The following is a 12,784-nucleotide window of genomic DNA, read 5'->3' as shown; positions in this document are numbered from 1 at the left end:
ATGAAATGCCGTTCAAAACTGACACTAATTGCTGCTGGCCTTTGGCTGGCAGTTTCTTCTGTTCAAGCCGCTGTACCTTCAATCCGTGAATCGGATTTGCCTGTCCTTACTCCCGAAAGTCAACATTCGCTTGCCACGGAACGGGTTAAGAATAAGTTTGTTCAGTCTCACTATAAACATATTTATTTGGATGATGCTTTTTCCCAAAAAATATTTCAGCGCTATCTTGGTTTACTCGATTACAACCGTAATATTTTTACTCAGAAAGATATCGATGGGTTTAAACAGTGGTCGGTTGAATTGGACGACCAACTCAATTCAGGCAATGATCAAATTGCTTTTGATGTCTACAACATCTCCGTGAAGAAACGCTATGAGCGATTTAAATATGCGCTGTCATTATTGGATCATGAGATAAAATTTGATACCAATGAATCGATTGAATTGGATCGCTCTAAAGAGGCATGGCCGAAGAATCAGCAGGAATTGGATGATTTATGGCGTAAGCGAGTGAAATATGATGCGTTGAATTTGAAACTGACCGGAAAGAAATGGCCAGAAATCCAAGAGACGCTGACGAAACGCTACAATAATGCAATCAAACGCTTGACTCAGACACACAGTGAAGATGTATTTCAACTGTTTATGAATGCTTTTGCACGTCAGATTGACCCGCATACCAGCTATCTTTCCCCACGTAGTGCAGAGCAGTTTAAGTCTGAAATGAATCTGTCGCTGGAAGGGATTGGTGCCGTGTTGCAAATGACGGATGATTATACGGTGATTCGTTCATTGGTTGCTGGCGGACCGGCAGATAAAAGCCATAAACTTTCTGAAGGTGACCGTATTATCGGGGTCGGTCAGGAAGGTAAGGCGATTGTTGATGTTATCGGATGGCGTCTGGATGATGTTGTGCAACTGATCAAAGGGCCGAAAGGCACTGTGGTCAAACTACAAATCCTGCCTGAAGGAAAGAATGCAAAAAGTCACGTTGTCACAATTACACGAGATAAAATTCGTCTGGAAGATCGGGCTGTAAAATCGAAAGTGATTGAACGGGATGGCAAGAAAATTGGGGTGCTTGAAGTCCCTAGTTTTTATGTCGGACTTTCCCGGGATACCGATAAACTGCTGGCTGAATTTAACAAGCAGCATGTCGATGGTGTGATTGTTGATCTCCGTAATAATGGTGGTGGAGCTCTGACTGAAGCGACCGGATTAACGGGACTGTTTATTAAAAAAGGACCGGTGGTTCAGGTCCGTGATAGTCGTGGACAAGTCAACATCAACAGCGATACGGATGGCAAGAGTAGTTATGACGGTCCTTTAACGGTATTGATTAATCGCTATAGTGCTTCGGCTTCTGAAATTTTTGCCGCAGCTATGCAGGATTATGATCGTGCGGTGATTCTCGGTGAAAACTCCTACGGTAAAGGGACTGTTCAGCAACATTACTCGTTGAATAGTATTTACGATTTGTTCAGTGAGCCACTGGGATATATCCAATATACCATTCAGAAGTTTTACCGCATCAATGGGGGAAGTACTCAGGATAAGGGCGTAGCCCCTGATATTGCATTCCCGACAGCCGTTGATCCGAGTGAGACCGGCGAAAGTGTTGAAGATAATGCATTGCCTTGGGATAGCATTAGTCGTGCTGATTACAGTCAAGTTCATCACTATCAGAAGCTGATTCAGGCGCTGAAAAAACGTCATGAACAACGCATTGCCAAAGATATGGAGTTTCAGTTTATCGAGCAAGACATCGCGAAGTATAAACAGGAGAAAGAGGGTGAAAATTGGCTTTCTCTGAATGAAGCTGTCAGACGTCAGGAAATGGAAACTGAGGATGCGTTGAAATTAAAACGGATCAATCTGCGTCAGAAGCAAGCAGGCAAAAAGCTTTACGCCAAGTTAGAAGATGTGCCGAAGGACTATGTGGCTCCGGATGCTTATTTGGATGAAGCTGTCGCAATCACTGTTGATATGGTCAAGATTGGTGCTTAATTTCATCTTTTGATTTTAGCTTAGACAAACGCGCTTTTTACAAGCGCGTTTTCTTTTTTATCAGCTTTTATATTGTCAATCTTAGTCTTTCTTCATCTGTCAGCAAATGATGGAATTGTTCGCTTTATCAGTATATGGATTCTAAGCTTAAAGAAAAAAGTGGGGAGTCTGTCTGATGCGAAATGTGAAATGGTATGTCGCCATCCTCAGCTTCGTGTGTTCCGGTAGTGGGTTTACTACCAGTCACAAGAACGATCTCACTCAGTTCGATTTTCCTTTTTTGGTCGGGGAGTGGTATCTGGTTAATTCAGATCCAGAAGATCCGCATCAGGATTTTATGTCCATCCATCTGACTCTGAGTTCCAGTTATACATTTGCCGTTCAGATTAAAAAGCGTGATAGTTCAGTTGAATATTGGGAAGGAGGATATGCAGCGAGTCAAGATACGTTAATGCTTGGCACTCACAGTATTGAACCACAAATTTATGCCTATCAGACAACCCATAATCGATTGATATTAAATGGCGTTACTTTCTTCAAAGCGCTTTCTCGTTCTTTGGTCGGCTATTGGCAAAGTGATCATCTGTCGGGGACAGAGTTAAACGTGGTCGGTGTGACACAAATCCAGTTGATTCTACAACCTGATTTCTTATTTTTTATTCGTTCTGTTGATGAGCAGGGCAATGAATCCGTTCACCGTGGGGTCTATTATACCGAAAACGATCATCTGGTTTTATTGTACGAGCAGGGAGAACACGATACCCGTTTTCAGGTCAGTGCTGATCAGTTGACTGTCAATTTTGAAAACGGTGCAATGGTTGCTGTGTTAAATCGGGTTCAGTGAATCCGGGATGCTTGTCGGTGAACATGAAATCGTATTGTCGTACAACGAGATAACACCATCATGTCTTTACAGATAATCTCGCTCGGTCATTGAGAATTACACAATAATCGCCTAGAGTAGCCTTATCTATAGACGCGAAAGATGTTCTATATCTCTGACAAAATCATTTCCACATGCTTTGGAAAAGTTTTATATCGTTAATGCAAAAGGATTCAAGATGGCAAGTATGCTTCAAGCCAAATATCGTAAAGATTATCAATCGCCTTCTCATACGATCACTGATCTCAATCTCACGTTTGACCTTCACGAAAATCAAACCCGCGTTGTGGCCGTTTCTCAGGTAAAACAGTTACAAGAAAGCAATCAGTTGATACTCGATGGGGAAGATATGGAGTTGGCGAGTGTTCAAGTCAACCAGCAACCGTGGACCGATTACCAGATTGTTGAAGCTGGTTTAGAATTGAGCAATCTCCCCACTCAGTTTGAATTACAAATAGAGACGCTCATTAATCCGGCAGAAAATACTGCGTTGGAAGGTTTATATTTATCTGATGGTGCGTTCTGCACACAATGTGAAGCTGAAGGGTTCCGCCGAATCACTTATTATCTTGACCGGCCTGATGTGCTGGCTCGTTATACGACAACAATTATTGCACCACAGAGTTATCCTTATCTGCTCAGTAACGGCAACAAAGTTGCACAAGGAACGACTGATGAGGGGAAATCTTGGGTCCGGTGGGAAGACCCGCATCCAAAACCATCATATTTGTTTGCGCTGGTAGCCGGTGATTTTGATGTGCTTCGCGATTCTTATCAAACCGCATCTGGTCGAGATGTTGCGCTTGAAATCTTTGTTGATAAAGGCAACTTAGACCGGGCACACCACGCGATGCGTTCGCTCATCAATGCAATGAAATGGGATGAACAGCGATTCGGGCTGGAATATGACCTTGATATCTACATGGTTGTGGCTGTCGATTTCTTTAATATGGGCGCGATGGAGAATAAAGGGTTAAATGTATTTAACTCTAAGTTCGTGTTAGCCAATGATCAGACTGCAACCGATACCGATTATCTCGGGATTGAGGCGGTGATTGGTCATGAGTATTTCCATAACTGGACGGGGAATCGTGTCACATGCCGGGATTGGTTTCAGCTTAGCCTGAAAGAAGGGTTGACCGTTTTCCGCGATCAAGAGTTCTCTTCAGATTTAGGCTCCCGGGCGGTGAATCGGATTAATAATGTCCGTATTATTCGCGGGCCACAGTTTGCCGAAGATGCTTCACCGATGTCACATCCGATTCGTCCGGATCAAGTGATTGAGATGAATAATTTCTATACCTTGACGGTATATGAGAAAGGCAGCGAAGTCATTCGTATGATTCATACCTTATTGGGTGAGAGTAATTTCCAGAAGGGAATGAAACTCTACTTCGAACGACATGATGGCACGGCTGCTACTTGTGAAGATTTTGTCGCGGCAATGGAAGATGCATCGGGTATTAATTTGCAACAGTTCCGTTTGTGGTATAGCCAATCGGGGACACCGGAACTGCGCGTGAGCGGTGTTTATGATCAAGATGCCCAAACTTTTACCTTATCAGTGAAACAACACACACCACCGACGGCGGATCAAAAAGAAAAGCAGCCACTTCACATTCCTTTCGCTATCGAACTTTATGACGCAGCGGGAAATACCATTGAGTTACGCTGTAACGGTAAAAAAGTATCGGATGTACTGAACATCACCCAAGATGAACAGTCATTTGTGTTTGAATCGATCACCAGTGAGCCGGTTCCTTCACTGCTGAAAGAATTTTCAGCACCGGTGAAACTGGTTTATGACTATCAGGATGAAGCACTGGCATTTTTAATGATACATGCGAGAAATGAATTTGCTCGCTGGGATGCCGGCCAAATGCTGATCGCTAAGTACATCCGCGCTAATATTGAGCGAGTACAACAGGGGCAGTCAGTGACGTTGCCTGCATCGGTGATGGATGCTTTTCGTGGGGTATTACTTGATCCGTCTTTGGAACATGAATTTATTGCTGAAATGTTGGCATTGCCGAACCATAATGAAGTGTCAGGTTGGTTTGAAACCGTTGATGTCGATGCCATCTCGCTGGTGTTGAAAGCGATCAAAAGTGCTTTAGCACAAGAGCTACAAGATGAATTCTCCGCATTTTATCATTCGTTGAAGCAAGATGAGTACACGATTGAGCACTCGGCGATTGGTCAGCGTTCTCTGAGAAATACCTGTTTATCTTATTTAGCATTAACGGAACAAGGTGATGGGTTGGTGAGTCAGCAATATCAAAATGCCAACAATATGACCGATACAATCGCGGCAATGACGGCGGCGAACCAGGCTGAACTTCCTTGTCGTGAAACATTAATGGCTGACTATAGCCGTCAGTGGAAACATGATGGTCTGGTGATGGATAAATGGTTTGCGTTACAAGGAACCAATCCGGCAGAAGATGCATTAGCGGTGATTCAGCAAACGATGAGTCACGAAGCATTCACGCTGAAAAACCCGAATCGTATCCGGAGTTTGATCGGCTCATTCCTGAACCAGAACCCCGCACGTTTTCATGACAAGTCCGGTAGCGGTTACCGTTTTGCCGGTGAAATATTACAGCAACTCAATGCGACCAACCCACAAGTCGCTTCACGTTTGATTGATCCGTTACTGAAATATAAACGTTATGACGAAGTCCGTCAGAAATTGATGAAGCAAGAGTTAGAAGCGTTACTCAATATGGATAACTTAGCAAAAGATTTATATGAAAAAGTCACCAAAGCTCTGGAAGCTTAATTGTATTATCATTGGTTAAGATGAGGAAAGACCGTGGCTTGGCCACGGTCATCGTTTGCTACGGTCATTGTTCGCTGATGAAATATTTTTATTTTTCACTTTATATTCCTTATCAGGAATACCTTGCACATTACTCCGGTTCGGCAAGTCATCTTGTGGTGAAAACGGATAATGGACTCACACTTCAACTTCCCGCAATACATTTTCGTCCTTATCTGACTCAGTTTGGTTTGAAAGGCAGATTCCGTCTCACGACTGATGCACAATATAAATTCCAGCGTCTTGAATTAATTTGACATTTGCGCAACACATTTTCTCTTTTGTGATGCGAATTCGTTAATTTTTATTAAAATTACTTCACAATTCAGTTGTTTCTTTTACAAAAGTATTCTCTTGAACATATAAACTAATAAAAATAACAGGTAATCCAGTAATAGATGAGGTTTCTATGGGCTCCCGCGATACATTACAGCCAGTTTTAGTCGAGAAAGTATATCAACTGATTCAATCGAAGTTCGATTCTGAGCAACATTCGGTCGTCAAGCAGTTGGCACAGCATCTTTTTAATAATGTCTCACAGGATGACCTGATTGATCGAACGGAGTCCGATCTCTATGGTGCGGTGATTAGTCTTTGGCATCATTTGAATGAAGCTAAAGTTACGGAACAATCCGTCAAAGTTTTTAATCCGGTGGTCAGCAAACATGGATGGCAATCAACACATACGATTATTGAAGTCGTTGTTCCCGATACGCCGTTTTTAGTCGATTCGATCAAAATGGTTTTGAACCGTCTTGATCTGGCCTGTCATATCATGTTGCATGGTCCCGCTCAGATTCAGCGTGATGAGAATAATAAAATTATTGCAATCGGTCAGCGTGAGGGGGAGTTGCATTCGATGTTCCACATCGAGGTTGACCGATTAACTGATAGCCAAAAAATAAAACATTTGCGTGATGAAGTGATCCGAGTGATTGCCGATACGGCATTGGTAGTCAGAGACTGGTTACCGATGGTTGAACAACTCAATCGTGTCATTCAGCAGTTGGAAAAACAGAAGAAACAACTGCCGGTTGATGAAGGTCGATTTTCAGAAACCATCGAGTTCTTACGTTGGTTAGCCAATCATAATTTTACCTTCATGGGCTACAAAGAATACGATTTGGTCGATACCTCGGAAGGTGGGGAACTGAGACCGACCGATGATGTCGGACTGGGACTTTTTTCTAATTCAAAGCGGGTGAGAGGTGTCAAGCTCTCAGATTTTTCTGATTCTGCACGTTTGGAAGCAACCAAACCATTCTTGTTGATCATGACCAAAGGTAATGGTCAGTCCCGGATCCATCGCCCGGCTTATACCGACTATATCGGGATCAAAAAGTTTGATAAAAACGGCAAAGTGATCGGGGAACACCGCTTTACCGGTTTATACACTTCAGCGGTGTATAACCAAACTGTCGAAAGTATTCCGCTGATCCGTGACAAAGTTGATCGGATCCTTGCTGCCAGTGGTTATCGCGAGGGGGCTTATTCGTATAAAGCGTTGCACAATATTCTCGAAAACTATCCACGGGATGAACTATTACAGGCCAATGAAGAAGAGTTACTCGAAGTCGGTATGGGCGTGGTTCAGATGCAGGATCGGGATCTGTTACGGCTGTTTGTTCGCAAAGATCCGTTTGGGCGCTTCTTCAGTTGTATGGTTTATGTCGCAAGAGATCGACATACGACAGAACTGAGGAAAAAGACGCAAGCGGTGCTTGCTGATTATTTTGAATCAAAACAACCTGTTGATTATACAGTATATTTCTCAGAGAGTCCGTTAGCTCGAACGCATTATATTGTGCGAGTTGATAACAATAATATGGATGTTGATGTGAAGAGAATAGAGCAGAACCTGATGGAAGCATCCACCAGTTGGGATGATCGCTTGTCTGAAGCCATTGTTGCGAATTTAGGTGAGAGTAAAGGATTACCGCTTTCGAAAGAGTATATGCGATCTTTTCCACGATCTTATAAAGAAGCCATGATGCCGAGTACGGCTGTTGCGGACATCGAACGACTTGAGTCCTTAAGTGAATCGCATAAATTAGACATGCTGTTCTATCGGCCACAAGAAGAAGATCGTCATTCCAAAGTGGTCAAACTGAAACTCTATCATCGGGATGAACCGATCCATTTGTCCGACGTGATGCCGATGCTCGAAAATCTCGGTCTTCGAGTGATTGGTGAGTCTCCTTATGAGGTTGATAAAACCAACGGGCAGACGTACTGGATTCTTGATTTCTCCATGCTACATAAAACTGACATGGCGATTGATATTCGCGAATCAAGAGACCGTTTTCAACAGGCTTTTGCTGCGATTTGGCGAGGAGAACTCGATAATGACGGATTTAACCGTTTGGTATTGAGTGCCTCACTGACGGGAAGAGAAGTTTCTATCCTGAGAGCTTATGCCCGGTATATGCGGCAAGTCGGCTTTCCATTCAGCCAACAATATATTGAAGATACATTGAACCACTATCCTCAGTTGGCTAAGGGGCTCGTCGGTCTGTTTACCGCGCGTTTTAATCCGACTTTGGATGATCAGAAACGTATCCGGGCATTTGAGAAGTTGGTGAATGAACTTTCAGCCCAACTTGAAGATGTTGAAAGTCTTGATGATGACCGGATTTTACGTCGCTACATGGAAATGATTCAGGCCACGCTACGGACCAATTACTTCCAGATAGATGGGCAAGGGCAGCCGAAACCTTGGTTGTCAATGAAACTGAGTCCGCGGGATATCTCTGATATTCCTGCACCCGTACCAGCTTACGAGATTTTTGTTTATGCGCCGGATGTGGAAGGCGTCCATTTACGTGGCGGTAAAGTGGCCCGGGGTGGATTGCGCTGGTCAGATCGGCTGGAAGACTACCGTACCGAAATCCTGGGATTGGTGAAAGCTCAGCAAGTGAAGAATACAGTGATTGTTCCTGTCGGTGCTAAAGGTGGCTTCATCTGTAAGAAACAGTATTTGTTCAGTAGCCGCGATGAAATTTTTGCGGAAGGACAACGGTGTTATCGCCAGTTTATTCAGGGCTTACTGGATATCACGGACAATATTCAAGAAGGTGAAGTTGTACCACCGGTTCATGTAGTTCGACATGATCCTGATGACCCGTATCTGGTTGTTGCGGCAGATAAAGGGACGGCGACATTTTCTGATATTGCCAATTCCGTTTCTGAAGCCTATAGCTTCTGGCTAGGAGATGCATTTGCATCCGGAGGCTCGAATGGTTATGACCATAAAGCGATGGGCATCACCGCCAAAGGTGGCTGGGAATCAGTTAAACGCCATTTCCGCGAGTTAGGGGTTGATTGTCAAACCACTGAATTTACCGCGATTGGGATTGGTGATATGGCCGGTGACGTATTCGGAAACGGTATGTTGTTATCACAACACACACGTTTGCTGGCAGCGTTTAACCATCTGCATATTTTCTTGGATCCCGATCCGGATCCTGCACGAAGCTGGCAGGAGCGGGATCGTTTATTCAAATTACCCAGATCATCATGGGAAGATTATGATCATAAGTTGATCTCAAAAGGTGGTGGGATCTTCTCGCGTAAGGCGAAGTCAATCACATTGTCGCCGGAAGTCCGCACTATGCTGCAAACGGATCAAAAACGGCTGGCTCCGAACGATTTGATCCGCTTAATCCTGAAAATGGAGGTTGATTTGCTATGGAATGGCGGAATCGGTACTTATGTGAAAGCTACGCAAGAAACGGATGCTGATGTCGGTGACCGAGCTAACGATGCTGTGAGAATTAATGGCGTTGATCTACAGGCTAAAATTGTCGGTGAAGGGGGTAACCTCGGAATGACCCAGTTAGGGCGCATCGAATATTCACTGAAGGGCGGACGAATCAACACTGATTTTGTCGATAATGTCGGTGGTGTTGATTGTTCGGACAATGAAGTCAATATCAAGATCTTCCTCAATACATTGGTTGCGCATGGTGAGCTGACCATGAAGAAGCGTAATCAGTTACTGCAATCCATGCAGGATGAAGTGGGAGATATTGTCCTGGCTGATGCTTATCAGCAGGCTGAGTCGATTTCGGTGGCGGAAGTGCAAGGTGTATCTCAGGTCAAAGAGCAGCTCCGTTTTATTCATGCACTTGAAAAGAGTGGCGCTTTGGATCGGACGTTGGAATACCTGCCTGATGATGAAACACTGTTGGAACGTGAAAAACAGGATGTGGGGCTGACTCGTCCCGAGCTTTCCGTCCTGATTGCTTACGCGAAAATGGTTTTGAAAGAACAGCTGGCGGATGAACGTATTGCCAGTGACAGTTATCATGCTGCGCAGTTGATTCAATACTTCCCTTCTGAGTTACGCCGTAACTATGCTGAACTACTTCCGACGCACCCATTGCGGATAGAGATCATCGCAACGGCGTTGGCGAATCAGATGGTCAATGAAATGGGCTGTAATTTTGTCTCTCGTTTGCAGGATGAAACCGGGGCCGGAATCGTTGAGATTACCAATGCTTATTGTGCTGCCCGGGATATTTATAATCTTGATCATATTATGGAGAAAATCCGGGTACTGGATAATCAGGCCACCACAGCTGCACAGTATGAAGTGCTGGAGGTGGTCCGGCGATTTTTAAGACGTTTGTCCCGTTGGATTCTCCGTAATCATATGGGTAAAAAATCGGTCAATGAACTGATAGAACTTTATAAAGATGATGTGCAGAAAATTGCGGCGCATCTGAATGAGGCTTTGGTTGGCAGAGAAATCAGTGATCACGATGCGCTTGCCAACCGCTGGATCGGACAGGGTATTGATGAAGATATGGCACATTATGTTTCCCGGCTCTCCAGTCTCAATTCTGCATTGGACATTTGTGTTGTAGCCAGAGAGAAAGGGATTACGGTTCAGCAAACGGCGAAACTTTATTTCCATCTCGGTGTGCGTTTATCGCTCCACTGGTTCTTAGAGCAAATCAATCATCAGGCGGTTGATAATAACTGGCAGGCCTTGGCCCGGGCTGCATTCAGAGAAGATCTTGACTGGCAACAGCGTCAGTTAACATCTCAGGTACTTTCCTGCGGGTGTCTCGGGGAGTCATTTGATGAGGTCGAGTTATTGGAACAATGGATCGAAGCGAACCAGACAACTCTGCAACGGTGGGAAAACATTCTCAATGAATTTAAAGTCGGTGCTGTCCATGAATTTGCCAAATTCTCAGTGGCACTCAGGGAACTGACATTATTAAATTTGAATTGTGCGGCAAATGAGTAAATAATAATGCCCCGTTTGTACGGGGCTTTTTTCTTTCGGAGGCACAATGCTTTACCGTATCGCCAGAAGTGGCTTTTTCCAATTGGATGCCGAAAAGGCACATGATCTTGCAATTCAAAATTTTAAACGTTTCACCGGCACACCTCTCGATCTCCTTTACCGTCAGCATTTACCGCATCGTCCGGTCGAATGTATGGGCTTAATGTTCAAAAATCCGGTCGGATTGGCGGCAGGGCTGGATAAAAACGGAGAATGTATCGATGCATTTGGTGCGATGGGATTTGGTTTTGTCGAAGTCGGCACTGTCACACCAAAGCCACAACCCGGGAATGATAAACCCCGACTGTTCCGGCTGGTGGAAGCGGAAGGGATCATCAATCGTATGGGATTTAATAACCAAGGTGTTGATCAACTGATCGAAAATGTCAAAAAGGCAAACTATGATGGTGTGCTGGGGATCAATATTGGTAAGAATAAGGACACACCGATAGAAAAAGGGGCTGATGATTACTTGATCTGTATGGAGAAAGTCTATCCATATGCCGGATATATTGCTGTCAATATCTCATCGCCAAATACCCCTGGACTGCGTTCGTTGCAGTACGGAGAAGTGTTGGATGAACTACTGACGTTATTAAAAGCAAAGCAAACAGAATTAGCGAAGCTGCATGATAAATATGTTCCGCTTGCGTTGAAAATTGCACCGGATTTAAGTGATGATGAACTGGAACAGATTTGTCAGTCCTTGCTTCGCAACAATATCGATGGCGTGATTGCAACCAATACGACGTTGGATCGTTCGATTGTGATGGGAATGAAACACGCGAACGAAGCGGGTGGTTTGAGTGGCCGTCCTGTACAACTCAGAAGTACCGAAGTGATCCGCAAGTTACATCAGGAATTGGGTGAACAGATTCCGATCATCGGGGTTGGTGGCATTGATTCCTATGTGTCAGCTAAAGAAAAACTGCTGGCTGGTGCTAAATTGGTGCAGGTCTACACTGGTTTTATTTACCATGGGCCTGGTCTAGTAAAAGAGATCGTCAAAAATTTATAGCATATTGACCATATCGAACTGATTTGGTGCAGATCAGCCTGAAATATTCGAGAGGAAATGAGAATTCATTTCCTCTTTTTTTTTCTCACTTCACTTTTAGAATGGTATTGATTCGTTGGTAAATCTGCTCTATCAGGGCACGAGTATCATAAATGATCCGTATTGAAAAGAGTTGTAATATGCTGAAACCGAGTGACAAATGGAACTGGTATTTTTGTGACAAAGAAGGCCACTTAATGCTCGATTTGGGAAATGAGATGGTTTTTAAAACCCTTTTGCCCAAAAAGCTGCTTGTTACTTGTGCTTTTACTTCTGGTCAGTTCACCGTTGATGATGCCAGTGATTACCAAGTATTTAAAGAGAGTGTGGCGTATCTGGACTTGTCTGAACCAAGAAAAGTTGAATTAATTCTAAACTGTGTCGCAGCGAAAAGATTTCATAAACCGGTTCAACCGAAAAGCTGGTTCTTTGATATCCAGAATACTGAAACCGTCCCACATACCGGGGATATCGTCCAGTTGAAGAACCGGATGAACGCTGGTCGCTTTATTGTTCTGGAAGTGGGTGAATATGCCAGTTTATGCGCCAGCATCGAACTTGAGGCATTTACACTTGCTCCGGGTAAAGAACTCACATATGGTCAGGCTATCAAAGTGATGCATGATCGTATGGAGTACGTGAACCTTGGTTCACAACCTGTAGCCTTAGTTGGCTAGTGATTTCCATTCGTATTTTGTTCCTTTTTTTATTTCCCATCGG

Annotated in this window: 7 protein-coding genes; all 7 read left to right on the top strand. The window is 44.0% G+C overall.

Annotation, left to right across the window (positions count from 1 at the left end):
- The 7 genes from prc (at position 1) to AC55NX_RS13700 (ending at position 12,741) form a co-directional block, all read left to right on the top strand.
- Complete coding sequence (gene prc, locus AC55NX_RS13730) at positions 1–2,007, top strand: carboxy terminal-processing peptidase (RefSeq protein ID WP_496996259.1); 2,007 nt, start codon at positions 1–3, stop codon at positions 2,005–2,007.
- A gap of 184 nt (positions 2,008–2,191) precedes the next feature.
- Complete coding sequence (locus AC55NX_RS13725) at positions 2,192–2,851, top strand: hypothetical protein (protein WP_496996301.1); 660 nt, start codon at positions 2,192–2,194, stop codon at positions 2,849–2,851.
- Positions 2,852–3,068: 217 nt separating this feature from the next.
- Entirely contained in the window at positions 3,069–5,672 is a 2,604-nt protein-coding gene (gene pepN, locus AC55NX_RS13720) for an aminopeptidase N (protein WP_496996258.1), read from the top strand.
- 77 nt (positions 5,673–5,749) lie between these two features.
- Entirely contained in the window at positions 5,750–5,968 is a 219-nt protein-coding gene (locus AC55NX_RS13715) for a DUF2835 domain-containing protein (RefSeq protein ID WP_496996300.1), read from the top strand.
- Between the two features lie 152 nt (positions 5,969–6,120).
- On the top strand, positions 6,121–10,968 hold the full coding sequence (locus AC55NX_RS13710; RefSeq protein WP_496996257.1) for an NAD-glutamate dehydrogenase: 4,848 nt from the start codon (positions 6,121–6,123) through the stop codon (positions 10,966–10,968).
- 46 nt (positions 10,969–11,014) lie between these two features.
- Positions 11,015–12,025, top strand: coding sequence for a quinone-dependent dihydroorotate dehydrogenase (gene pyrD, locus AC55NX_RS13705; protein WP_496996256.1), 1,011 nt, complete (start codon positions 11,015–11,017; stop codon positions 12,023–12,025).
- A gap of 179 nt (positions 12,026–12,204) precedes the next feature.
- A complete protein-coding gene (locus AC55NX_RS13700) occupies positions 12,205–12,741 on the top strand; it encodes a cell division protein ZapC (RefSeq protein ID WP_496996255.1) in 537 nt (178 codons plus the stop codon).
- Positions 12,742–12,784: the final 43 nt, after the last annotated feature.

The organism is Vibrio rubrogenes, assembly GCF_059641415.1.
This window is presented reverse-complemented; position numbering and strand designations above follow the sequence as displayed.

Coding starts and splice junctions, on each gene's coding strand:
- AC55NX_RS13710 (WP_496996257.1), top strand. CDS start 6,121: ATGGGCTCCCGCGATACATTACAGCCAGTTTTAGTCGAGAAAGTATAT.
- pyrD (WP_496996256.1), top strand. CDS start 11,015: ATGCTTTACCGTATCGCCAGAAGTGGCTTTTTCCAATTGGATGCCGAA.
- pepN (WP_496996258.1), top strand. CDS start 3,069: ATGGCAAGTATGCTTCAAGCCAAATATCGTAAAGATTATCAATCGCCT.
- AC55NX_RS13715 (WP_496996300.1), top strand. CDS start 5,750: ATGAAATATTTTTATTTTTCACTTTATATTCCTTATCAGGAATACCTT.
- prc (WP_496996259.1), top strand. CDS start 1: ATGAAATGCCGTTCAAAACTGACACTAATTGCTGCTGGCCTTTGGCTG.
- AC55NX_RS13700 (WP_496996255.1), top strand. CDS start 12,205: ATGCTGAAACCGAGTGACAAATGGAACTGGTATTTTTGTGACAAAGAA.